We start from the raw sequence: 23,260 nt of genomic DNA, 5'->3' as shown, positions 1-23,260 counted from the left end.
AGCCGCATCGCCGTCAAGCCGGGGGACGATGACCCTTGCGCGTCATGAGACAAGCGGTGCCTTGCCGTAGTCGCTATGGGCCTGTTCGCGCAGCTTTCTCGGACGGTTTGCGCAACAATGTTCCGAGAAAGCGCCGGATCGTGTAACGAAAAGCCGTTGACGCCTCAGGCATTTGTGTTTATCAACTCGGCCCATGAAAAATTTTGCGGTTATTCTTGTGGTGGGACGGCGCATGGGCAGGATGGTGTAACCATCCGGCGGTAGCCACCCATGCGCTGAACGAGGCTCCTGACGGGGCCTTTTTTTATGCCTTCAAACAAGCTAAGCACCCAACTGGGAAAAGGGACGGAAGCAAGTCAATGAGCGGTACAGAAAACCAGATGACAGGCGCGGAGATCGTTCTCCAGGCACTGAAGGACAATGGCGTCGAGCATATCTTCGGCTATCCCGGTGGCGCCGTGCTTCCGATCTACGACGAAATCCACCAGCAGGACGATATCCAGCACATCCTCGTTCGCCACGAGCAGGGCGCCGGCCACATGGCCGAAGGCTATGCCCGCTCCACCGGCAAGGTCGGCGTCATGCTGGTCACCTCCGGCCCAGGTGCTACCAATGCAGTGACGCCGCTGCAGGACGCGCTGATGGATTCGATCCCGCTCGTCTGCATCTCCGGCCAGGTTCCGACCTCGCTGATCGGCTCCGACGCCTTCCAGGAATGCGACACGATCGGCATCACCCGGCCTTGCACCAAGCACAACTGGCTGGTTCGCGACGTCAACGATCTCGCCCGCATCATCCATGAGGCCTTCCGCGTCGCCCAGTCCGGCCGTCCGGGCCCGGTCGTTGTCGATATCCCGAAGGACGTCCAGTTTGCGACCGGCACCTACACGCCGCCGTCTGCCGTCCCGACCCAGAAGAGCTACCAGCCGAAGAAGCAGGGCGATCTGAAGAAGATCGAGGAAGCGGTCGAACTGATGCGCAATGCGCGCCAGCCGATCATCTATTCCGGCGGCGGCGTCATCAACTCCGGCCCTGAAGCCTCGCATCTGCTGCGCGAATTGGTCGAGCTCACCGGTTTCCCGATCACCTCGACGCTGATGGGGCTTGGCGCCTATCCGGCCTCCGGCAAGGCCTGGCTCGGCATGCTCGGCATGCACGGCACCTATGAGGCCAACATGGCGATGCATGACTGCGACGTCATGATCTGCATCGGCGCCCGCTTCGACGACCGCATCACCGGCCGCCTCAACGCGTTTTCGCCGAACTCCAAGAAGATCCACATCGACATCGACCCGTCGTCGATCAACAAGAACGTCCGCGTCGACGTGCCGATCCTCGGCGATGTCGGCACGGTTCTGGAAGACATGGTTCGCCTCTGGCGCGCCGCTTCCAAGTCGACCGACAAGGCACGTCTCTCGGACTGGTGGGAGATGATCACGAAGTGGCGCGCCCGCAATTCGCTCGCCTATGCGCCGAACGACGACGTCATCATGCCGCAATATGCGATCCAGCGGCTCTATGAGCTGAGCAAGGACCGCGACACCTACATCACCACGGAAGTCGGCCAGCATCAGATGTGGGCAGCCCAGTTCTTCGGCTTCGAGCAGCCGAACCGCTGGATGACCTCGGGCGGCCTCGGCACCATGGGCTACGGCTTCCCGGCGGCGATCGGCGTGCAGGTCGCGCACCCGAACAGCCTCGTCGTCGACATCGCCGGTGACGCCTCGATCCAGATGTGCATCCAGGAAATGTCCTGCGCGGTCCAGTACGGCCTGCCGGTCAAGATCTTCATCCTCAACAACCAGTACATGGGCATGGTGCGCCAGTGGCAGCAGCTGCTTCACGGCAACCGCCTGTCGCATTCCTACACCGAAGCGATGCCTGACTTCGTCAAGCTGGCGGAAGCCTATGGCGGCGTCGGCATCCGTTGCGACAAGCCGAGCGAGCTCGACGCAGCGATCCGCAAGATGATCGACACGCCGGCGCCGGTTATCTTCGATTGCCGCGTCGCCAACCTCGCCAACTGCTTCCCGATGATCCCCTCGGGCAAGGCCCACAACGAGATGCTGTTGCCCGACGAAGCCACGGACGAAGCGGTCGCCAACGCGATCGACGCCAAGGGCCGTCAGCTGGTCTGAGATAGGTAGAGGAACCACTCACATGAACGCACACCTTCAACCGACCGGCTCCGCCTACTTCATCGCCAAGGAGACCGAAGTCGCCGAAACCCACACGCTTTCGGTTCTCGTCGACAACGAACCGGGCGTCCTTGCCCGCGTCATAGGCCTGTTCTCCGGTCGCGGCTACAACATCGAGAGCCTCACGGTTTCGGAAACGGAACACGAGGCGCACCTGTCGCGCATCACCATCGTGACGCGCGGCACGCCGCACGTGCTCGACCAGATCAAGAACCAGCTGGAACGGCTGGTTCCGGTCCACCGCGTCGTCGACCTGACCGTGCGCGCCGCCAGCCTGGGCCACGACCGGCCGATCGAACGCGAACTGGCGCTCGTCAAGGTACACGGCTCGGGCGACCACCGCGTCGAGGCTCTGCGCCTTGCCGACGCCTTCCGCGCCTCGGTCATCGACGCCAACATCGATCACTTCGTCTTCGAAATCACCGGCAAGCCGTCGAAGATCGAGCAGTTCATCGCCATCATGAAGCCGCTCGGCCTCATCGAGGTCTGCCGCACCGGCATCGCAGCGATGAACCGCGGCCCGCAGGGCATGTGATTTTGCCGAGGTGAGGGGCTCGCGTGCATTCTTGCGCGCGAGATTTTCCGAGCGGGATTGCCCCTCGCACTTTGTGCGGAGGCTGCCCCTCACCCCAGCCCTCTCCCGGCAGGCGGGGAGAGGGGGCGCTCGCACCCAGCGAGCCGCTTCTTTCCTCCTTCATGGTGACCGTCCATCAAAGGCACGCTTCTGCTGAAGATGCTAAGCGCTCGCGGTTCAAGGGAACCGGGCGCCCGCTGCACGTTTCCTTCTCCCCGCTTGGGGGAGAAGGTGGCCGGCAGGCAGGATGAGGGGCCGCCGCAGTTGCAGCCGAAACCTCCCGGCCGGCCGGATGATCGGTGCACGCGCATGCGACCGAAGCCGCCAGACGTCACGCGCGTGGTTGACTTCGCACGGCATTTCTCGCCGAGTATTCCCTCAGAAGATTTCTCACGATCGCAGGTGCCTGATGAATTCTACCAAGATGAAGGCCTTGGTCCTTACGAGATATCGTGGTTCCGATGCCGCGGAGTTGCGCGACGTGCGGCGCCCACGCGCAGCGCGCGGCGAGGTGCTTGTCCGAGTGCATGCCGCCGGCCTCAATCCGGTCGACTACAAGACGCGCGACGGCATGCTGAAAGTCGTCCAGCGCTATCCCTTGCCTGTCGTCATGGGCAACGAACTCTCAGGCGTCGTCGAGGAACTGGGAGAAGGCGTCGCGTCGTTTGCGCCGGGCGACCGGGTCTTTGCGCGCATGCCCAAAGACACCATGGGGGGCCTTGCTGAGTATGCCGTCGTGCCCGAACAATTCCTGGCGAAGATGCCTGCATCGATCGACTTCAACACGGCAGCCGGCGTGCCGCTTGCCGGCCTTACCGCCTTGCAGGCGCTGCGCGACGAGCTTCATGTGGGGCGGGGCAGCCGGATCTTCATCCCCGGTGGCGCCGGCGGTGTGGGTACTTTCGCCATTCAGCTGGCGAAATGGCTGGGCGCGGAGGTCACGACGACCGCATCGCCCCGCGGCCGCGCGCTGGTCGAGGCGCTCGGCGCCGACGTGGTGATCGACTACACGAAGGAGCGCTTCGAGGAGCGCTTGCGCGACATGGACGGCGCCTTCGATCTGCTGGGCGGCGAGACGCTCCTAAAATCCTTCGGCGTCGTCAAGCGCGGCGGCAAGGTGGTTTCCATCGCCGGCATGCCCGAGCCCGAAACCGCGCGAAAGGATCTCGGCCGCGGGCTGTTCCTCAGGGCGCTGTTCTGGCTTGCGTCCTATAAGATACGCGCCGTCGCCCGGAAACACGGCGTCTCCTACCGCTACCTCTTCATGCATCCTGATGGTGCCGAGCTTGCCGAACTCGCAGGCCTCATCGACGCCGGGACGGTCAGGCCGGTGATCGACCGCGTGTTTGCACTGAACGATGTCGCCGAAGCCTTCGCCTATCTGGAATCCGGTCGCGCCAAGGGCAAGGTGGTGGTGGAGATTGCGGGCGTCACTGCGTGATCGACGCTTGCGGTGGCGGTTCTTTGCGATAAACCGCAGCGCGCAGAAGGCAGACGTTTCGTGAGGATGGTCCCTCACTCCCTTTCTCTCAGGGACGGGCAGGTTGCCAACGGCCTATCGGAGCGAGTGAATGCGTATTTCCATTTCACCGCAAGTCCACTGGTCTTAGGCTGTCACAGACCTGGTATGCTCTTGGTTTGGTCGGCGATGAAATCGCAAAATCGCCGAACGCGAAGCGGTATCATCGAGCCGAAGGCGTGCACCACGTTGAGAGGCTGCGGCGGCAGGTCCAGTTCAGTGGAGATATCGATCAGCCGGCCGTCGTTCAACTCGTCCTGAACCACACACTTCATGAGCAGTGCCGCCCCCAGACCGTGGAGTGCCGCTGCCCGCAGTGCCTGCCCGGTATCGCAATCCACGCGGCCCTGCGGTGAAAACTGCTTGCCGCCCGCAAAGACCATCGGGCTCGGATGACCACGCACAATGTATCGGGCGAAGGGAAGAGCCGACGCCTCGTCTACTGAACGCGGCTTGCCGTGTTTCTCGAGGTAAGCTGGAGACGCGACGATCACCATGTTGACATTCGCTAGCTTTCGTACGCGCAGTTCGCCTTGGCCACCGCCGCCCACGCGGAAGGCCACGTCGTAATCCTCCCGGATCAAATCAACTTGCCGGTCTGCGAGCCCCACCTCCAGCTTGATGGCGGGAAAGGCCGATGCGAAATCTCGAAATATCGGGGTCAAGAAGTAGCGGGCAAGATCGCTTGGCATGCTGAACCGAATTCTGCCGGCGAGCGTGTCCTCACGGCTGGCGACCTCGTCCGACGTATCAAGCTGGCGCAGGAGAGGAGCAACCTTGTCGAACAAGGATTGCCCTTCGAAGGTTAGAACCAATGCTCGCGTTGACCTCAGAAACAGGCGGGCCCTGACCAAGGTCTCCAACCTTCCGACGCTCCTCGAGACGGCAGACGGCGATGTCCTCAGGATCTTGGCCGCAGCGCTGAACGAACCGCTCTCCACGGTCCTGACGAACGCGATCAAGCCAGGCGTCTCGTTCAGCAGATTGGGCATCTACACCTCGCAGGCACATGTCATGTGCTCATGAACCCGCTAATGCGCCGTCCAAGGCATCTCTATCTCCATGACACCTAACATGGAGACGAAAATGAAGACACTTCAAGGAAAGGTCGCCGTCATTACTGGCGGCAACAGCGGCATCGGAAAGGCGACCGCCAAGCTCTTTGCCGAAGAAGGCGCCCAGGTCATCATCACGGCTCGACGCCAGGACCTTCTAGATCAAGCCGTTCAGGAAATCGGCTTCGGCGCGATCGGCATCCAGGGTGACGTGGCTGATCTCGCCCATCATCGGGCGGTCGCGGGCACAGTTGCGGAACGATTTGGCGCGGTCGATATCTACCTTGCCAACGCGGGCGTGATCGACCTCAAACCGACCGACGCAATCTCCGAAGAAGCCTATGACCGGCATTTTTCCATCAACACAAAGGGCGTCTTCTTCGGCGTTCAAGCCATCGCTCCCATCATGAACGAGGGCGGGAGCATCATCATCACCAGTTCGCTGGCGGCGACCAAGGTTCTCCCGAACCATAGCGTCTATGCCGGTTCCAAAGCTGCCGCAGCGGCGTTCGCGCGCAACTGGGCGATCGAGTTCAAGTCGCGCCGCATTCGCGTGAATGTTCTCAGCCCGGGGCCGACGGACACGGAAATCCTTGGAAAGCTCGGAATCTCCGAGGCTGAACGCGTACCCTTTCTCGAGCACATGGCCGAGACGATCCCGGCTGGCCGGCTGGGCACGTCCGGGGAGCTTGCCAGTGCGGCACTCTTCCTCGCTTCGGATGCCGGTCGCTTCGTCAACGGCATCGAACTCCACGTCGACGGCGGAATGTTGCTTGTCTGACGGATAGCGGATGTCGCCGAACAGCAGCGAGGGCGTTTGATTGAACCGTCATCGATGTTGCACCGACTGCGCCTCCGGCGCGCAGTCGGGCTGAGCGGCTGAGGGCGCGGTCAACGTTATCGCGACGCTTCTCTCAAATCATCTCCAGCGACCGCTTGCGCTTCGGCGGCGGGAAGGCGTGGTCGAGGGCGGCGAGGTCTTCGGCGGTCAGGTGGATGTCCATTGCGTCGCGGTTTTCGCGGAGGCGGTCGGCCGAACCGGTCTTGGGGATCGAGATGACGCCGGGGCGGGTCTTGAGGAAGGCAAGGGCGATCTGGGAGGGCGTCGCCTGATGCGCCTTGGCGATGTGAATGAGATCGGGGTGGCGCAAGAGCCGACCCTCGTCGAGCGGAGAATAGGCCATGATGGCGATGCCTTGGCTCTGGCACCAGGGCAAGAGGTCGTATTCGATGCCGCGGCGCGACAGGTTGTAGAGCACCTGGTTGACGGCGACGTTTTTGCCATCCGGCACGTCCAGCAGCTCCTCCATGTCGTCGACATCGAAGTTCGAGACGCCCCAGGCGCCGATCTTGCCTGATTTCTTCAGCGCCTCGAAGGCGGCAACCGTTTCCGCCAGCGGATAGCCGCCGCGCCAGTGCAGGAGGTAGAGATCGATATGGTCGACGCCGAGATGCTTCAGGCTGCGCGCGCAGGCGGCCTCGGTGCCAATGCGGCTGGCGTTGGACGGCAGCACCTTGCTGACGATGAAGGCCTCGTCGCGGCGCCCGCGCACCGCTTCGCCGACCACGCGCTCCGAGGCGCCGTTGCCATACATTTCGGCCGTGTCGATCAGCGTCAGGCCGAGATCGAGGCCGAGCTGCAGGCTCTTCACCTCATCGGCCTTGCGTGCTGCGCTGTCGCCCATGCGCCAGGTGCCTTGGCCAAGAACCGGGATCGAGCGGCCGTCGGGAAGTGTCGTCGTCGGGATCGGATCGTGCATGCTTTTCTCCTCGCGGCCGAAATTGCCCACAGCGGCCGCAGCTTTCAAGATGCGCCTCTCACGCTGTAGCACTTAGACGTGCGCCCCGTTGCTATCCGTAAAAGCGGAAACGCTTTCAGGAAATCGGCGGGTAGCGGGCAATCTAGCGCATCCCGCCGGTCTTTCGAGCCTTCATCCGGCAAGCCGCCCGCGCTCCTTTTCCATGCGCTGCAGGATCTCGACGAAGGCGCGCACGCGCGCCGGGCGGAAATGGGAGGGCGGATAGACGACATGGATACCGCCCGAGGGCAGCGACCAGTCGGAAAGCAACCGCACCAGCCGGCCCTCGGCGATGTCGGTTCGCACCTGATAGTCCGGCAGCACGGCAAGCCCGATGCCGGCGACAGCGCAGCAGTGGGCGGAATCGATGCTGTCGGCGGTCACCAGCGCCTTGCCGTGGATTGCCGCCCCGTTGCCGGAAGCATGCGTGAAGGTCCATTCCAGCGGCGCCTTCAGCGCGCCGTTGGCGATCCAGTCTGCCTCCATCAATTGATTGGGGTGCGTGATGTCCCCGAGCTTTGCGGCATAGGCGGGCGCTGCGACGAGGTGCTGCTGAAACGTGCCGATGCGTTTTGCCCGTTCGCTGGAAACCACCAGCCAGCCGGCGCGAATGGCGAGATCGAGGCGCTTCTCGATCATGTCGAGAACCGTGTCGTTGAAGCTCAGCTCCACCCGCATGGCGGGATAGGCCGCGAGATAGGCGGCGACGGCGTTGGTTACGACCTTGGCGCCATAGTCGAGCGGTGCCGTCAGTGTCAGCGTGCCGCTCGGGATCTCGGTTTCAGCTGAGACCGCGCCGACGGCCTCATCGGCATCGCGCAGGATCAGCGCGCAGCGCTCGTAGAAGCGCTGGCCGGTGGCGGTCGGGCTTAGCCGCCGTGTGGTGCGCACGAGCAGGGTGGTGCCCAGCTCCTTTTCGAGTTGGGCGACCTGATGGCTGACGGCGGCTTTGGCAAGCCCGAGCCGTTCGGCAGCCGCGGTGAAAGAGCCGCACTCGACCACGGCAACAAAATGCGAGAGGCGATTTAAATTTACAGTCATTCGAAATTCTTCGCGATTGTCTGAGGTTGTCAGACAGTCTGTTCGGACTGCCGGGCTTTTTCAAGAGCGCCCGTGCCGTCATCCTGCCGGGCACGACAAAAGCCCAAGGAGACCCCATGCAGATCCAGTTGACCCGGCGGACCGCACTCAAGACGGCAGCGGCGGCCGGCGCCGCCATCCTCATTCAGCCGGTCGGTGGCCGCTTTGCCAATGCGGCCGCAGCGCTCGAATGGCGCTATTTCCAGGCGGATGATGCCGGCTTCAACCGTACACCGGTGCTGCTGACCGGAAAGAGCGAGGCGATCCTGATCGATGGCGGCTTCACGTTTTCCGACGGCCGGGCGGTGGCCGAGGCAATCAAGGCAACGGGCAAGCGGCTGACGACCATCTATGTCAGCTGCAACGACCCGGATTTCTATTTCAGCCTCAAGCCGATCGTCGAAGCCTTTCCGGATGCGAAGGTCATCGCCGCTTCAGCGACCGTCGAGGCGATCAGGGCCAATGTTGAAGGAAAGCTTGAAACCTGGGGGGCGCAGTTGAAGGACAATGGCCCGCAGACGCTCGCCGATGTGGTGATGCCGACGCCCGACGACCGCACCGCGTTGACGCTCGAAGGCAGCACGATCGAGATCGTCACGATCGAGGGGATGAAGGACCGGCGCTATCTCTTCGTGCCGGAACTGCAGGCGATTTTCGGTGGCGTGCTCGTCTATTCCGGCTCGCATGTCTGGGTGGCCGACGAGGCGACGGCGGAAGGGCGGCAGAAATGGATCGAGGCGCTCGATGCCATGGCGACGCGCAAGCCCGCGATCGTCGTGCCGGCGCACAAGAGTGCTGGCGGGCCGGAGGGCGTCGAGGCCATCCGCTTCACCCGCGATTATCTCGCAGCCTTCAACGAGGCGGCGGCCGCCGCCAAGGACAGCGGCGAGCTGATCGCAGCGATGACAAAGCGCTATCCGGATCTGCCCGGTGTCGCGACGCTCGAGCTCGGCGCCAAGGTCGCCAAGGGCGAGATGAAGTGGGGCTGAGGCCGACCACCGTTCCTGCACAGGCGAGGCGGCGACCGGTCACATGAATGTACGGATGCTGAAAACGGTGCGCACCAAGACCAAGGACACTGTTACTTTAGGAGTTCAAAGGCGCGAACAAATCCCGGAAAGGCATTGGTAGCGACGCCCGTCGCGTAGATTTCGGCTGTGCCGTCGCTGCTGCATGTGATGGCGATTGTGCCGTCGATTTGGAGAAATAGAGCGACTGCGCCACCGTCCCACGGCACCAGCTTCCAGTCCCTTCCACCTGTGACGAGACGCATGACCTCCTGCTGCACCTTCTGACATTCGGTGAAGGATGGCGTTGTCATAGACTGCCTCTCCTCTGATCGCGCCATGGCTGGGGCCGTGAACACGAAAGTGGCGAGAGCGGCAACAATCGTCCTCCTCATTGTGGCCTCCTACCCACGTGCATGACAGCGAGAGTACACACACGGCTGAGGCTGGACAACGACGGGCTTGGGCGCGTTGTCATCGCATTGCTACCCCATCACCGAGGCCTCTCGGCAGGCCGCTCAATCAACCGACTGGTCGCTTCCTTGCTCCGACCATCTACCGTTGAGCCGGAGCCCGAGAGGCGTGTAGGGACCCCCTTAATGGCCTCAAGTAAGATTCCGCCAGGCCCATCCCACCGGGGCCCGGCACGACATAACGGGGTCTGAGGGACGCAGGGCCCAGGCGGGTACCCTAGCGCTGCCCTAGGTCCAAAGTCGCACGAACGTTGTAGACAAACTGCTGTATTATACGGTTTTTTGGCAATTTATCGGCGAGGGGAAACTTGTCACCATGACAAGTTCGCGGCTGATGCCGGCTAATAGGTCAATTATGCTGACCCAATTGACCGGGAGGAAACCATGCAGGCCGATACGCTGCTGGCGCTGTTTTTGTTCGCATTCACCACTTCGATCACGCCGGGGCCGAACAACATGATGCTGTTCGCGTCGGGCGTGAATTTCGGTTTCGTGCGCACCATTCCGCATATGCTGGGCATCGGCGCCGGCTTCTTCCTGCTGCTCATCGCCGTCGGTTTCGGCCTCGGTGCGCTGCTCCATTCCGTGCCGGTCGTCTACACGGCGCTGAAGTTCGCAGGCGGTGCCTATCTCATCTGGATCGCCTGGAAGATCGGCACCTCGCGTTCGCTGTCCGAAGGCAAGGCCAGCGCACAGCCGATGACCTTCATCGGGGCTGCCGCCTTCCAATGGGTCAATCCCAAGGCGTGGGTGATGGCGGTGTCAGCGATGGCGACCTATACCAGCAGCGAAAGCTACCTCTTCAGCGTGCTCGTCGTCGGCGTCGTCTTTGCGCTCGTCAACGTGCCGAGCGTTTCCACATGGGCGGGCTTCGGTTCGGCGCTGCGCCAATGGCTCTCGGAACCGTCGCGGCTGAAATGGTTCAACATCACCATGGCGGTGCTTCTCGTCATCAGTCTCTGGCCGATGCTAAAATAGTGCGAATTGTGGTTTCATCAGCATCAGCCAGAAGATGCCGGTGACGGCAAAGAAGGCCGGGAAGCCGCAGGCAAACCAGATGGCATAGAGCCGGTCGAACTCCGGTGGTAGCGGCGCACCGTTGGCCGTTGCAAGCCGGGCGAGATCGCGCAGCCGCAACTGGATCCAAACGACCGGCAGCCAGAAGAGGCCGGTGACGACATAGAGGATCAGCGACAGCGCGATCCATCCTTCCGTCAGCGACCAGCCGATGCTCGTCGCCAGCAGGTAACCGGTGATCGGCTGGAGCAGCACCGCTGTCGCGGTGAAGACCGTGTCGGCGACGTGCGCGATCAGCCGGGCATCGCGCGTGCGCTTGGCCATAAGCATGAAGAAGGCGATACCAGCGCCGGTGCCGAAGAGCACCGCGGCACCGATAACATTGGCAGGGCGCAGCAGATCTTCGAGCATCATCAGCGTTCATCCAGTATGGTCAGCGTCGCCAGCGTGAGAAGCAGCGACGGCAGCACCTTGACGAGCGGCCCGAGCGGATCGGCCCAAAGTTGGGGTTCGACGAGGGGAGCGGAGGCGAGATAGGCGACCGACAGTGCGAGCATGCCTAGATGGCGCAGATGATACATTCGGAACTGCATGGCAAATGATCGCCGGCAGCGGAAGCCGGCTTGCTCGGTGGCCTGGTCCGAAGCGCATCGGACCAGACTTGTTATGGTGACAATTGCGGGTACCCGCGGGCGTTGAAATCGATTTCGAATCCGGGGTTTATGCGCTACGACTTTATGAGGAGGCAGCGCCATCTTTGTGCCTGTGATGGCACAGCGTTGCGAGGAGCCAGGCAATGTCCGAACACCATCATGGCCACGATCATCACGATCACGACCATCACCACGACAACCATTTCACCGACATGGAAGCGCGGGTGAAGGCGCTGGAGACGGTGCTGACAGAGAAGGGGTTGATCGACCCGGCGGCGATCGATGCGATCGTCGAGACCTATGAGACGAAGATCGGTCCGCGCAACGGCGCGCGTGTGGTCGCCAAGGCCTGGGTGGATCCGGAATTTGCCGAGTGGCTGAAGCGCGATGCGACGGAAGCGATCGCCAGCCTCAGTTATACCGGCCGGCAGGGCGAGCATATGCGCGCCGTGTTCAACACGCCCGAAACCCATAACCTCGTCGTCTGCACGCTCTGTTCCTGTTACCCCTGGTCGGTGCTCGGTCTGCCGCCGGTCTGGTACAAGGCGCCGCCCTATCGTTCGCGCGCCGTCATCGATCCGCGCGGTGTGCTCCAGGAATTCGGCCTGACGCTTCCCGAGACGACGCGCATCGCGTTTGGGATTCGACGGCGGAACTGCGTTATCTCGTGATCCCCGAGCGCCCGGCAGGGACGGAAGGATTCAGCGAGGACGAGCTTGCTGCCCTCGTCACCCGCGACGCGATGATCGGGACGGGCCTGGCACTTTCTGCGGAGGTGCTTCGATGAACGGTCCACACGATCTCGGCGGCGCCCACGGCCTCGGCCCGGTGGCGCCTGAAAAGGACGAGCCCTACTTCCATGCGGAGTGGGAAAAGCGGGCGCTCGGCGTCACGCTTTCCTGCGGCGCCTTTGGCGCCTGGACGATCGACGAAAGCCGGCATGCGCGCGAAAACTTGGCCCCGGCGACCTATCTCTCGGCGAGCTATTACGAGATCTGGACGCGCGCGCTCGAAACCCTGTTGAAGCGCCACGGCTTCGTGACCCAGGCCGAACTCGATGGCGGCCACAGGCTGGAACAGGGTGCGGCGCCGAAACGGGTGCTGAAGGCCGACATGGTGGCGGGCGTGCTCGCCAAAGGCGGCCCCTGCGATCGTCCGGTCGAGGGGCGCCCACGCTTTGCCGCCGGCGACCGGGTGCGCACGAAAAACTTCAATCCGGAGACCCATACGCGCCTGCCGCGCTATGCCCGTGCCAAGCTCGGCCGGGTCGAGGCGGTGCAGGGCTCTTTCGTCTTTCCTGACGACAACGCCCATGGCCGCGGCGAAAATCCACAATGGGTCTACACGGTCGTTTTCGATGGGCCGGAGATCTGGGGCGAGGGCGCCGACCCGACGCTGACCGTCTCGATCGATGCCTGGGAGAGCTATCTTGAGCACGTGTAAGGTGACATCGCCGCTGATTGCCTCGGCCGAACTGCCGAAGTCACCGGAGGGCGATCCGGTCTTTGCCGAGCCCTGGCAGGCGAACGCCTTCGCCATGACCGTGCGCCTGCACGAAAAGGGTGTGTTCTCCTGGCCCGAATGGGCAGAAGCGCTTTCGGCCGAACTTTACAAACCCGGCCGCAAGGCCGATGCCAGCGACTACTACGACTGCTGGGTGGCCGCACTCTCGCGCCTCGTCACGGAGCTTTCGCTCGCCTCCGGTCGAGAACTGGAAGACCTGACGCTGAGCTGGCAGCGCGCGGCGGAGGCAACGCCGCATGGGCAACCGATCGTGATCGAGAACGATCCGCTGCGGTGAGGCGGCCTGCCGGTTCCATCATATGGCAACTCGGAGCGCTGCAAAGGCATCGCATCATTGCGGTGACTGTGCGGCGCTCTCGGCCCTGCGAGCTTCCAGATCGGTGAAGAGTGAGTAGGCGACATAATATTTGTAGATGTTGCCGACATACTGCACGGTCTCGCGGCCGATCACCTTCGCCGCCCCGTTCTCGACATTGCCGAACCAGATGTTCGGATCGAGCCCCATTTCATTGGTGATACGGCGGATCTTGCGCAGGTTTCCGGGGCCGGCATTGTAGGCGGCGAAAGCAAGCAATGTCCGGTTGACGGGATCGAGGCCCGGCTCATTGAGATAGGTGGTGATCAGATAGCGCATGTATTTGGCGCCGGCTTCGATGTTGCGGTTCGGATCCTTTTCTACGCCGTTAATGCCGACCGACTTGTCGGCGGCCGTTGTCGGCAGCAATTGCATGATGCCAACGGCGCCGCGCGGGCTGCGCTTGCTCTGGTCGAGTTGCGATTCCTGATAGCCCTGCGCGGCAAGCAGCAGCATGTTGAAGTCGTAGGTGGTGGCGTGTGTCTCGAAGAAGCCACGCAGGGTGCGATACTTTTCAAGCTCGGAGCGCTCGTAGGCGGCACGCACCATCTTCTCGCTCTGGTAATAGCGCTTCTTCAGAACGTTGCCGAAGGCGGTACCGACCTTGTGGGTCTTGATGAAGGCATTCAAGGTGGCCGCGAGCTTCGGGCTGTCCCTGCGGATGGCCCAAGCGATCTCGCCTTCCGCAGCAATGGCGATATCCTCATGCAGAACGACGCGATCGAACACGGTTGCCCATATGCGCGCCTTGTGATCATCGACGACGCACCAGGGAAGAAGGCCAGCATTGACCATCTCCATCAGGTCCTCGTCTTCCAGGTTTTCGTCGATCGGCCGGATATCGATCCCGGTATTGCCGGATGCCTTCAGGCGGGCGTTCAGCGCGCCGAGGTGTTCGAAGTAGCTGCTGCTCTGCCGCGCAAACACCGTCTTTCCGCCGAGGTCGTCAAGCGTTGCGATCGACTGGGCCGGCGGACCCGTCACTAGTATTTCGTTGACGCCCGTTGCCAGCGGATCGGTAAAGTCGACGACCTCCTTGCGCGAGGACGTGATCGTCAGGTTGGCGGCAACGATGTCGCCGCGTCCCTCGACAAGGGCCGGAAGCAACAGATCCCGGCTGGTTGGCACATAGACGACCTTGATCCTGTCGATCTCCTTTTTCTGGTCCTTGTTGAGTTCCTCTGCGAGCGCATTGCCGGTCTCCACCGCTGTGCCCAATTGCTCGCCGCGGTCGATGAAGTAGATCGTCTTGCTGAAGGGGACGAGAATGCGGATCAGGCGGCGTTGCTGCATGCCGTCGAAATCGCCAGTCCAGGCGCGGTAGCCGGGTGTCTGCTCCTGGGCCCGAGAGTTGCCGGGCGAAAGGCCTGCAAGACCTAGGGCGGAAAGGATAAAAAAGGCGCGCGCCAATTCGACCCGCGCGACGACAGCGAGAAGCGTGAACATTGCCCAGACCCCCAAAGTTGCTCTCTAGTCGGCCACAGCCAAAGTTGCCACGCTCTGGCCCAGACTGGATGAATTGAGATTACGCTCCCTGCAACCGTAAACAAGCAGTTTGGAATATGTGGCATTCGGTGGCTGCAGTCGTGCACGGACACTGTCGCGGCGCGGGAACTGCCGAGACGTCATCGGCAGGGACGTGTTTGTCAGGTGCCGTAGTAGGTTGCCTGATCCAGATCGGTGAGCAGGTCAGGCCCAACAGGTTTCCACCCGAGCAAGGCTCGCGTCCGGGCGCTGGACGCGGCCATGTTGCCGCCGGCCATGCCGGCAAACCAGCCGAAATGCGCGGGCGGGCGGGCTTCGACCGGCAGGCCGAGATTTCGGCCGATGATCTCGGCGATCTGTCGGAACGGGATCTTTTCGTCCGCCACAGCGTGGTAGACGCACTCGCTCGTGCCGCTTTCAAGCGCAAGCCGATAGACCCGTGCTGCATCATCCCGGTAGACGCCCGACCAGCAATTGGCGCCATCATCCAGATACGCCGAAACGCCCGTCTGGCGCGCAAGACGCACGAGGATGGGGACGAAGCCATAGTCACCCACGCCGTGAACCGAAGGCGCGAGCCGGACCGTTGCCGCCCGAATGCCGCGCTCGGCAAGGGCACGGGCAGCGGCTTCGGATTTGCGCGGCACGGCGGCATTGGGCCGATCGGTTTCCGTGGCACCGAGCGGCAGCCCGGCGAGACCCGAGGTTACGAGTAGCGGCCGATCCGATCCGGCGAGACCCTCACCCAGAAGCGCGATGACGCGCTGATCCTCGGCCGCACTTTCCAGGAAACTGGAAAAGTCCTGGTCGAGCGGGCCATGGACGAAGTCATGCCTGAAGGCCGTGTGAATGACGGCATCGGCTTGCCCTGCGGCCCGCTGCAGGACCGCCGCGGACTCAAGCCCGCCTTCGACGACCGAAGCCCCGGTTGCGGCGAGGGTTGCGGCCTTTTCCCTGGAGCGTGCCAGGCCGGACACCCTGTGCCCCGCCGCGATCAGGTCCTTGACCACGGCCGACCCGACCCAGCCGGTCGCGCCCGTTACGAATACATGCATTGCAGTTCTCCTTGATGTGGTGGCCTTGCGTGGGCGTAAGCGCCGGCGCTCAACCGAAACGATGGCGCCGATCAGGCGAGGCGCATCGTCACTTCGATGTCCTGGGCAAACGGTGTCGACAGGTAGGTGCCGGGGGCCGAACGGATGTAGTCGAGATATTCCGGGCAACTGTCGGCGTCGTCGGCGATGATCAGGGCGCCTGGACGCAGGCGAGGCTCGATCAGCTTGAAGACGTCGAGATAGATCGGTTTTGCCCCGTCGAGCAGCACCAGATCGATCGCGTCGGGAAGGTCGGTGAAAGTCGTCAGCGCGTCACCCTGCCGGATCTCGACGAGATCCTCGAGACCGGCTGCGGTGAGGTTCTGTCCGGCCCGCGCCACCTTCGCCGGTTCGAATTCGCTGGTGATCAGCTCGCCGCCGCCGTTGTCGCGCAGCGCCGCTGCGAGAAAGAGCGTCGAAATGCCGAAGGACGTTCCGAACTCGACGATCCGGCGGGCGCGGCTCGCGCAGGCGAGCATGTAGAGGAGGTTGCCGGTCTCACGCGAAACCGGAAGCCACAGATCCTTCAAGAGCCCGTAGAGCTGCAGATATTCGGTCTTGCTGTGCAGCAATCGTTCGCGTTCGCTTGCGGGCAGTTGCGCGACTGCGGGGCTGGTCGCGGCATCGGCCTCGTCGAATAGGCGGTCGAGAAGGCCCTTGAGAGGCTGGCTGGTGAGCGTGGTCATCGGATGTTCCTTCGTTTTCGATGGGCTTGCGTTCACGAGGAAAAATACGAATAATTCGTCGCATTCGCTAATCGCATTGCGGACAGTGCCAATGGCCAACAGATCAAGTGCCCGTATTTCTTCACGAAAAGCGCCCAAGCAGGCGCGTTCGAACGAGCTGGTAAAGGCCATTCTCCAGGCTGCTGTTCAGGTTTTGGAGGAGGAGGGAGCGCAGCGATTTACCACGGCCCGCGTCGCGGAACGGGCGGGCGTCAGCGTCGGGTCGCTGTACCAGTATTTTCCCAACAAGGGCGCGATCCTGTTCCGCCTGCAAAGCGACGAATGGCGGCAGACGTCGGGGCTGCTGGCGACGATCCTCAGTGACGGGTCGTGGTCGCCGCTCGATCGGCTGCGGTCACTGGTTCACGCCTTCCTGCGCTCGGAATGCGAGGAAGCGGCCGTTCGGGTTGCCCTGGGCGACGCGGCACCCCTTTATCGCGATGCGCCCGAAGCCCGGGAAGCCAAGGAGGCCAACGATCCGCTCATCGACCAGTTCATGATCGAGCTTCTTCCGAACGCACCCACCGACCTCAGGGAACTTGCCGGTGACCTGATCATGACGACGATGACGACGGTGGGGAAGGATTTTTCGGGAACGGCGCGCAGCGATGCGGAGATCGAGGCCTATGCGGATGCGATGGCCGACATGTTCTCGGCCTATCTCGTGGCGAAGGGCGCCGGCACCTGATGCATCCCGAAAATTGTGAGCGTCCCGGCGATTTTGAGCGCAGGGCGTCTCGGGTCACGCAGGGTGAGACGAATGTGCGGGCTCGACTGTAACTCTTTGAAATACCTTGCCAACAAAGCCCAGTCGGCGTTGGCTGGGTTACCCCTCAGCTCTTCGTCGCCTCGCTCTTTTCGAACTGCCGGTAGCATTCATACGCCACCTGCTGCAGCAGATCGCGCGGCACCTCGCCGGTGACGGCGTAGCCGAGCGGGCCGTCGATCCAGTAGAAGGTCTCGACGCCGTCGTTCTCGTCGATGCGGAAGCTGGTTTCGCGGTTGTCGTCGTTGCGGCCGAGCAGCACCGTCAGCCGTCGGCCGGTGCCATCCTCATACATGAACATCGCGCCTGCCTTGCCGTTGACCGGCAGCAGCCGGCCGCCGACCAGCGAGAAGCCGAGCGAGGAGAGATCAGGGATCGAGAGCGGATGATCGAGGCGCTTGCCAAGCCAGGTGGCGAGATGGGTCTGGTCGTCGGCGCCGACCTCGACGGCATGGCGCACTTCGCTCGCATAGACCAGGAAGGCCGATTGCGCCTGGCGCGGCAGGCTGTCGGCCGTCTGCGTCAGCCGGGGGCTTTGCTCGGGTGCGAGCAAGGAGGGCGCGTAAAGGCCGGTGAGGCCGCCGGCCGCAAAGAGCACCAGGCCGGCGGCGACGGCGCGGGCGATGCTGGCAAACGATCGGGTGTCCTTGCCGGGATCCTGTTGCGGGCGTTCGCTGCCGTTGCTCAGAAGCAGAGCCCGGTCATCGGCGTCGCTGCGGGCATAGCCGGCAAAGAGCGCGCGCAACTCGACCGCCTGCGCCCGCCATTGCCGGACCTCTTCGGCCTGCGTGGGGTTTTGCTCGAGCCATTGCTCGATCCGCAACCGCTCGCGCGGGCCAAGGGCGCCGTCGACATAGGCGTGCAGGTCGTCTTCGGAGACGGTGTTGTGGCCTTCCGTCATTTCGGTCTCCGCATGCTGATCACATTGTCGTCCTTCATGGCTTCTGCAAGCTGGCGCCGCGCGCGCGACAGGCGCGACATCACGGTGCCGATCGGTATGGCCATCATCTCGGCCACGTCCTGGTAGCGGTATCCTTCGATCACCACGAGCATCAGCACCGAGCGGTTCTCCGTGGAGAGCCCGTTCAGCGCCCGTTCGAGCCGCGAGCGCTCCAGCGGGTCGCTCTCGTGGGTCTCGGCCTCAAGGCCCAAGTCCTCGTCCAGCGCCACCTGCGGGTGCATCGCCACATAGCGGTGCCGGTTGCGGCCGAGATTGGTCATGATGGTGAAGGCCCAGGCGCGCAGGTTCACGCCGCGCCACTGCGCGCGGCGCGAAAGCACCTTCTCCACGCAATCCTGCAACAGGTCCTCGCCATCCGGGTCCGAGCGCACCAGGCTGCGGGCATAGCGCCGCAGTGCCGGCACCAGGGCCAGCACATCCTCTTCGAACCGGTCGGAGGCGGGGGGTGCCCCCGCATCCTCGTTGCCGCCGTTACGGCTTGGCGACATTCCATTCGCCCTTCTTCATGCCGTCGCCGGTCATGTCACCCATCTTCTTGTCCTTGATGAAGAAGTAGAGCGGCATACCGTCCTTGGCCCATTGCTTCTTGCCGTCCTTGCGCTCGACGACCGTATAAGCACCATCTGCCTTGGCGCTGGCTTCCGCGAAGAAGGGCGGCCAGTTCTTGGCGCAATCATCGTAGCACATGGACACGCCGCCATGATCGTCCTTGTAGGTGTAGAGCGTCATGCCGTTTTCTCCGGCCAGCACCTTGCCCTTGGCGGTCTCGACTTCCTTGACCGGCGGCGCGGCGAAAGCCGTAACGCTGGCCGCAAGCAGCATGGCGATCGTCAGTGGAAACGTTCTCATGGCAGTTGTCCTTCCTCAAGATGGTTTTCCTGTCCGGAAACGGGCGAAAAGCCTCCTCGTCCCGTTTCCGCGGGAGCCGCATGGTGCAGATCCAACCGTAAGACACGGCAAGCACAGGGTTTATTCCCGGAGAACTGGCGGAAGTTTCGGTTCGGTTCTTGCAGGTCGGCCACAGGACGCATCCGGCCACGCGACGTTCATCGCGCGGCCGACGAGAGGGGGAATAGGGCGCTGACCAGTTGGAGGCGACAGCCGTTCAGGGCAGCAGGACCACGGATCCGGTCGTCCGCCGGGCCTCCAGGTCTTCGTGAGCCCTGCGGGCGTCGTGAAGCGGATAGGTGGTGATGGCTGGGGCACGAACGACACCTGCCTGCATGGCGCCGAACAACTCTCGCGCCGCCGCTTCGTACTCGCCTCGCTCGGCAGTGTAGTGGGCGATCGAGGGACGAGTGACATAGAGCGAGCCCTTGGCCGAGAGCGAGGCGACGTCGAGCGGGGGAACCGGACCGGAGGAGGCGCCGAAGGAAACCAGCGTGCCGCGCGGGCGCAGGCAGTCGAGCGACCTGGCGAAGGTGTCGGCGCCAACGGAATCATAGACGACGCCGACACCCTTGCCACCGGTGATTTCGCCGACGCGGACCCGGAAATCCTCCTGGCTGTAGAGGATGACATGATGGCAGCCATTGGCCCGGGCGATTTCGGCTTTCTCTGTGGAGCTGACGGTGCCGATGACGGTCGCGCCGATGTGGCTCAGCCACTGGCAGGCAATCGAGCCGACACCGCCGGCCGCCGCATGGAAGAGCACCGTGTCGCCGGGCTTCACCTCGATGCAGCGACGGATCAGGTATTCGACGGTCAGTCCCTTGAAGACGAGGGCTGCGACCTCTCGGCTGTCCAGTTCCTCCGGCAGCGCCAGCGCCCGGGCGGCGGGCAGGTTGCGGTGGGTGGCATAAGCGCCGGGCGGGCCGCCCACATAGGCGACGCGTGCGCCAATCGAGAAGCCTTCGACGCCTTCGCCAAGCGCGGTGATCACGCCGACGCCTTCGACGCCGATCCCGCTCGGCAGGGGCAGGGGTGCCGAACCCCGACGGTGATAAATGTCGATGTAGTTCACGCCGATGGCGAGATGGCGGATCTGGATTTCGCCGCGCCCGGGCTCGCCCAGCGTCTCGGCCTTGAAGGCGAGCACTGACGGCTCGCCAAATTCGGAAAATCGAAAGGTATCGATGTTGGGCGTCATGCTGGTTTCTCTCCGGATTTCAGAAGAAACTGCTTGATTTCCTGGCTTCGGTCGAGAAACCATTCCGCAATTCTGATTTCCAAAAATGGAAAGCAATATGGACTGGAACGATCTCAAATTCTTTCTTGCCGTTGCCAATGCGCGCTCGCTGACTGCGGCCTCCGTCAGGCTTGGTGTCAGCGCATCGACCGTGTCACGCCGGATCGAGGTGCTGGAGGCGGCGTTGCAGGTCAGGCTTTTCCGGCCGCACCGCGACGGTTACGACCTGACGCCGGCGGGCGAGGCGCTTTTGGCGCCGGCCGAACGGGCCGAGGCGCAGATGCGGGTCTTCGAGCGGACGGCGCGGGAGAAGGACAACGACCTTGCCGGCCCGGTGCGCATCGACGTGCCTGAACTGTTGGGGCAGGAGGTCCTGTTGCCGGGCCTCGCCGGTTTCCTGCTGGAGCATCCGGAAATCCGCCTGGAGATGCATTCGAGCGTGCGCCCGGTGCGGCTTGCCGGCGAAGAGGCCGACATCGTTCTGCGCCTGGTGCGGCCGCAGCAGGGCAACTATCGCCAGCGCAGGCTCGGCCAACTCGCCTTCGGCCTTTATGCGATGCCTGGCTACATCGCGCGTCACGGCATGCCGAGCGCACCTGCCGACCTCTACCGCCACCGGCTGATCGGCTGGAGCGAGGAGCTGAGCTACCTGATTATGGTCGCCTGGCTGGAAACCCTATGCCCCGGCCTGCAGCCGGCGATGCGCTTCTCCTCGCTCGGCGCGCAGATGGCGGCGGTGAAAAACGGGCTCGGCTTTGCCGTGCTTCCGGCCTTTGCGGCCGAGGCGGCAGGCTTCACTCCGCTGCTGCCGGAGGCGCCGCCATTGGCCCCGGATCTCTGGTTGCTGGTCCATGAACAATCGGCCGAACTGCCGCGCGTGCGGCTCACCAAGGAGGCGGTCTCCACCGTGATGGCGCGCTTCGCTGCGCGATTGGCGGAAAGCGCCTGAGGATTGCAGACGCTTTCGTGAGGGAGCAGCCGATGGTGCTAGTCGGCCGGTTTCCACGGGGCATCAGAACGGCGAGCGCCCTGGAAACCGGTCTCCACCCGTTGCAGAACCGTCTCGTCGTCCGTGGTGATTTCGTAAAACGTGCTGTCGATGGCGCGAATGACGATCCAGGGGCTGTTCGGGGTGCCGGGCAGGAAACCGGTAAACTCTCCCCAGATGATCTGGAGAACGTCTTGCACAGCGGCGGCCAGGTGCCGGCCCTCGATCATGCTCCCGGACTGGGCCCAACTCTCCAGAACGTCGCCGCCGGGGCCGGTGGCATCGAACCATTGATAACCTGCGTCGACGGCGGAAACTCTCCACGACGCTCTCAGCGAGCGGGGTGCGAGGCGCTGCAGGATGTCGCGCAGGTCGAAGGGAAGCGCGGCTTCCGGAGGTCCATAGATTCTGAGCGTCTTCACGAGTGTTCTCCCGGCAGCGCATTGGAAACGTGCCGGGCCAACATCGTCAAGCCCGGTCGGCGACGAAGCGGGCGAGCGCCGGCCCGATCATGGTGATGATCAGCAGGCGGGCTGTCTGCAGGGCCATGACGAAGGAGAGGTCGACATTGCTCGAGGCGGCAATGACGGCGATCGAGTCGAGGCCGCCGGGGCTGGTGGCGAGATAGGCGGTCAGCGGATCGATGCCGACCACCTTGATCAAAAGCAGGGCAAGCAGGCCGGAGAACGAGATCAGCACGACGATCGAGATGATCGTCGGCACCAGCGCGCGGCGGGCATGGATGAGGATCTGGCGGGTGAAGCCGAGGCCGATGTTCCAGCCGAGCATGGCAAAACAGATCGCCAGCAGCCATTGCGGCAGCGCGGTGGTCATCACGCCTGAGACGTTCAGCACGGCGCCGAGAAGGAAGGGCAGCAGGAAGGCACCGGCGGGCACGCGCAGGAAGCGGCCGGCGAGCGCTGCGCCAAGGCCGACGGCGATTGTCTCGAGGAAAAGCAGGCCGTCGATCGGTGCGAACCAGTGGGTGGTCTGCTCGGCTTCGGCGCCGGTGACCCACATATGCGCAACCACGGTCGCGGTGCTGGCGACGAAGATCACGCGCAGATACTGCATGAAGGCGACGAGGCGTGCATCGGCCCCATAGGCGTCAGCCATCAGCAGCATGGTCGAGGCGGCGCCTGCCGACGATCCCCAGATCGCGGTTGTGCCCGGCAGGATGCGCATGCGGGTGATGACCCAGCCGCAGAGCGTGCTGACGGCGATGACCGAGAGGATGACGGCGAGAAACAGCGGCCAGTTGCCGGAGAAGGTGGCGAGCATGCCCGGCGTCATGGCACCGGCAATCATCATTGCCAGGATGAACTGCACGCAGAAGAACAGCTGGCGCGGCAGGCGTATCGTGCCGCCGTTCATGCCGACGAGCACGGCGGCCAGCATCGGGCCCATGAGCAGCCCGGCCGGAAGGCCGATGAATTCGAAAAACGAGGCAAGGACGATGGAGACCGCAAGCAGCAGGCTCCATTGCAGCCAGGGCGCGAACCGTCCGATGCCGACCTTGTCCGGGGTGGGCGGCGCAGCTGGCTTGTCGGTTTTCACGGGCACTCTCCGGCATGACCCGGAAAGGCGGGAACGGCCACCGGGGCCGGCCTTGACGGGCTTTGAGCGATGGTCTTCGCCAGCAGAAGCGCGGGCGCCATCACGTCACGCTCGTTAGCAACAATGCGGCGTTGCGTTCAAGGGGCAGAGCAAGAAAGTGCCACAGGATTGCCAGCGGGCAATGCGAGCACCGTGCGGGCAGGAGGCGAAATGAGAAAAAAACGTGAACAGATTCGGCCGGGCGTAAGCCGCGCCGGAAGGAGCGGTGACGAGGCGCGGCCTTGATTTTACGGGGTAATTTT

At 63.4% G+C, this 23,260-nt stretch carries 24 protein-coding genes and 2 pseudogenes; 11 read left to right on the top strand and 15 right to left on the bottom strand.

Annotation, left to right across the window (positions count from 1 at the left end):
* Window positions 1-359 precede the first annotated feature (359 nt).
* From FA04_RS10540 to FA04_RS10530, 3 genes are all read left to right on the top strand, one after another.
* Window positions 360-2,138, top strand: coding sequence for an acetolactate synthase 3 large subunit (locus tag FA04_RS10540; RefSeq protein WP_034792684.1), 1,779 nt, complete (start codon window positions 360-362; stop codon window positions 2,136-2,138).
* A gap of 22 nt (window positions 2,139-2,160) precedes the next feature.
* Window positions 2,161-2,733: an acetolactate synthase small subunit gene (gene ilvN, locus FA04_RS10535; RefSeq protein WP_034792687.1), complete on the top strand. Its 573-nt coding sequence runs from the start codon at window positions 2,161-2,163 to the stop codon at window positions 2,731-2,733.
* A 448-nt stretch (window positions 2,734-3,181) separates the two neighbouring features.
* On the top strand, window positions 3,182-4,213 hold the full coding sequence (locus tag FA04_RS10530; protein ID WP_234798700.1) for an NADP-dependent oxidoreductase: 1,032 nt from the start codon (window positions 3,182-3,184) through the stop codon (window positions 4,211-4,213).
* A gap of 173 nt (window positions 4,214-4,386) precedes the next feature.
* On the opposite strand, the gene FA04_RS10525 is transcribed toward FA04_RS10530, so the two are convergent.
* Window positions 4,387-5,283 (bottom strand): LysR family transcriptional regulator, encoded by an 897-nt coding sequence (locus FA04_RS10525; protein ID WP_034792690.1) that lies wholly within the window; start codon window positions 5,281-5,283, stop codon window positions 4,387-4,389.
* A gap of 94 nt (window positions 5,284-5,377) precedes the next feature.
* Between FA04_RS10525 and FA04_RS10520 the strand changes: the two genes are divergently transcribed.
* Complete coding sequence (locus FA04_RS10520) at window positions 5,378-6,127, top strand: glucose 1-dehydrogenase (RefSeq protein WP_034792704.1); 750 nt, start codon at window positions 5,378-5,380, stop codon at window positions 6,125-6,127.
* A 133-nt stretch (window positions 6,128-6,260) separates the two neighbouring features.
* On the opposite strand, the gene FA04_RS10515 is transcribed toward FA04_RS10520, so the two are convergent.
* Window positions 6,261-7,106 (bottom strand): aldo/keto reductase, encoded by an 846-nt coding sequence (locus FA04_RS10515; RefSeq protein WP_034793617.1) that lies wholly within the window; start codon window positions 7,104-7,106, stop codon window positions 6,261-6,263.
* Between the two features lie 171 nt (window positions 7,107-7,277).
* Window positions 7,278-8,186, bottom strand: a complete 909-nt coding sequence (locus tag FA04_RS10510; RefSeq protein WP_034792707.1) for a LysR family transcriptional regulator — start codon at window positions 8,184-8,186, stop codon at window positions 7,278-7,280.
* A 116-nt stretch (window positions 8,187-8,302) separates the two neighbouring features.
* On the opposite strand from FA04_RS10510, the gene FA04_RS10505 reads away from it, so the two are divergent.
* A complete protein-coding gene (locus FA04_RS10505) occupies window positions 8,303-9,214 on the top strand; it encodes an MBL fold metallo-hydrolase (RefSeq protein WP_034792710.1) in 912 nt (303 codons plus the stop codon).
* A 92-nt stretch (window positions 9,215-9,306) separates the two neighbouring features.
* Here FA04_RS10505 and FA04_RS10500 read toward each other — a convergent pair whose 3' ends face one another.
* Window positions 9,307-9,546, bottom strand: coding sequence for a hypothetical protein (locus tag FA04_RS10500; RefSeq protein WP_127889203.1), 240 nt, complete (start codon window positions 9,544-9,546; stop codon window positions 9,307-9,309).
* A 543-nt stretch (window positions 9,547-10,089) separates the two neighbouring features.
* On the opposite strand from FA04_RS10500, the gene FA04_RS10495 reads away from it, so the two are divergent.
* A complete protein-coding gene (locus tag FA04_RS10495; protein ID WP_034792716.1) occupies window positions 10,090-10,683 on the top strand; it encodes a LysE family translocator in 594 nt (197 codons plus the stop codon).
* On the opposite strand, the gene FA04_RS10490 is transcribed toward FA04_RS10495, so the two are convergent.
* Window positions 10,675-11,133: a DUF2269 family protein gene (locus tag FA04_RS10490; protein WP_034793618.1), complete on the bottom strand. Its 459-nt coding sequence runs from the start codon at window positions 11,131-11,133 to the stop codon at window positions 10,675-10,677. The genes FA04_RS10495 and FA04_RS10490 overlap by 9 nt on opposite strands.
* 2 nt (window positions 11,134-11,135) lie before the next feature.
* Window positions 11,136-11,285, bottom strand: a pseudogene (locus tag FA04_RS35875) (DoxX-like family protein); the annotation flags it as partial.
* A gap of 233 nt (window positions 11,286-11,518) precedes the next feature.
* On the opposite strand from FA04_RS35875, the pseudogene nthA reads away from it, so the two are divergent.
* The 3 genes and pseudogenes from nthA to FA04_RS10475 all read left to right on the top strand — a co-directional run bounded on the left by nthA (window position 11,519) and on the right by FA04_RS10475 (window position 13,176).
* Window positions 11,519-12,162, top strand: a pseudogene (nthA, locus tag FA04_RS10485) (nitrile hydratase subunit alpha).
* Complete coding sequence (nthB, locus tag FA04_RS10480) at window positions 12,159-12,818, top strand: nitrile hydratase subunit beta (RefSeq protein WP_034792719.1); 660 nt, start codon at window positions 12,159-12,161, stop codon at window positions 12,816-12,818. Before nthA ends, nthB begins: the two are co-directional and overlap by 4 nt.
* Window positions 12,787-13,176, top strand: a complete 390-nt coding sequence (locus FA04_RS10475) for a nitrile hydratase accessory protein (protein WP_090294265.1) — start codon at window positions 12,787-12,789, stop codon at window positions 13,174-13,176. The genes nthB and FA04_RS10475 overlap by 32 nt, the downstream gene beginning before the upstream one ends.
* 54 nt (window positions 13,177-13,230) lie before the next feature.
* On the opposite strand, the gene FA04_RS10470 is transcribed toward FA04_RS10475, so the two are convergent.
* The 3 genes from FA04_RS10470 to FA04_RS10460 all read right to left on the bottom strand — a co-directional run bounded on the left by FA04_RS10470 (window position 13,231) and on the right by FA04_RS10460 (window position 16,519).
* Window positions 13,231-14,700 carry an MltF family protein gene (locus FA04_RS10470; RefSeq protein WP_051659254.1) on the bottom strand — a complete coding sequence of 490 codons (1,470 nt, stop codon included), beginning with the start codon at window positions 14,698-14,700 and terminating at the stop codon, window positions 13,231-13,233.
* A gap of 200 nt (window positions 14,701-14,900) precedes the next feature.
* Complete coding sequence (locus FA04_RS10465) at window positions 14,901-15,794, bottom strand: SDR family oxidoreductase (RefSeq protein WP_034792725.1); 894 nt, start codon at window positions 15,792-15,794, stop codon at window positions 14,901-14,903.
* Window positions 15,795-15,865: 71 nt separating this feature from the next.
* Window positions 15,866-16,519, bottom strand: a complete 654-nt coding sequence (locus FA04_RS10460; RefSeq protein ID WP_034793622.1) for an O-methyltransferase — start codon at window positions 16,517-16,519, stop codon at window positions 15,866-15,868.
* 91 nt (window positions 16,520-16,610) lie between these two features.
* On the opposite strand from FA04_RS10460, the gene FA04_RS10455 reads away from it, so the two are divergent.
* Window positions 16,611-17,246: a TetR/AcrR family transcriptional regulator gene (locus FA04_RS10455; protein WP_034792728.1), complete on the top strand. Its 636-nt coding sequence runs from the start codon at window positions 16,611-16,613 to the stop codon at window positions 17,244-17,246.
* A gap of 145 nt (window positions 17,247-17,391) precedes the next feature.
* Here the strand turns inward: FA04_RS10455 and FA04_RS10450 are convergent, their stop codons facing one another.
* From FA04_RS10450 to FA04_RS10435, 4 genes are all read right to left on the bottom strand, one after another.
* The gene (locus tag FA04_RS10450) at window positions 17,392-18,225 is read right to left on the bottom strand and encodes an anti-sigma factor family protein (RefSeq protein WP_034792732.1); all 834 of its coding nucleotides are present in this window, start codon (window positions 18,223-18,225) and stop codon (window positions 17,392-17,394) included.
* Complete coding sequence (locus FA04_RS10445; protein WP_034792734.1) at window positions 18,222-18,773, bottom strand: RNA polymerase sigma factor; 552 nt, start codon at window positions 18,771-18,773, stop codon at window positions 18,222-18,224. Before FA04_RS10445 ends, FA04_RS10450 begins: the two co-directional genes overlap by 4 nt.
* A complete protein-coding gene (locus FA04_RS10440; protein ID WP_034792736.1) occupies window positions 18,757-19,134 on the bottom strand; it encodes a COG4315 family predicted lipoprotein in 378 nt (125 codons plus the stop codon). Before FA04_RS10440 ends, FA04_RS10445 begins: the two co-directional genes overlap by 17 nt.
* A 256-nt stretch (window positions 19,135-19,390) precedes the next feature.
* Window positions 19,391-20,374, bottom strand: a complete 984-nt coding sequence (locus FA04_RS10435; protein WP_034792738.1) for a quinone oxidoreductase family protein — start codon at window positions 20,372-20,374, stop codon at window positions 19,391-19,393.
* 97 nt (window positions 20,375-20,471) lie between these two features.
* On the opposite strand from FA04_RS10435, the gene FA04_RS10430 reads away from it, so the two are divergent.
* The gene (locus FA04_RS10430; protein ID WP_034792740.1) at window positions 20,472-21,362 is read left to right on the top strand and encodes a LysR family transcriptional regulator; all 891 of its coding nucleotides are present in this window, start codon (window positions 20,472-20,474) and stop codon (window positions 21,360-21,362) included.
* Window positions 21,363-21,400: 38 nt separating this feature from the next.
* On the opposite strand, the gene FA04_RS10425 is transcribed toward FA04_RS10430, so the two are convergent.
* Entirely contained in the window at window positions 21,401-21,823 is a 423-nt protein-coding gene (locus tag FA04_RS10425; RefSeq protein WP_051659255.1) for a hypothetical protein, read from the bottom strand.
* A gap of 46 nt (window positions 21,824-21,869) precedes the next feature.
* Window positions 21,870-22,910, bottom strand: a complete 1,041-nt coding sequence (locus tag FA04_RS10420) for an AbrB family transcriptional regulator (protein WP_371273166.1) — start codon at window positions 22,908-22,910, stop codon at window positions 21,870-21,872.
* Window positions 22,911-23,260: the final 350 nt, after the last annotated feature.

It is taken from the genome of Ensifer adhaerens, from assembly GCF_000697965.2.
Classification (GTDB): domain Bacteria; phylum Pseudomonadota; class Alphaproteobacteria; order Rhizobiales; family Rhizobiaceae; genus Ensifer; species Ensifer adhaerens.
The sequence above is the reverse complement of the archived record's forward strand: the minus strand, read 5'-3'. Positions and strand labels throughout refer to the sequence as shown.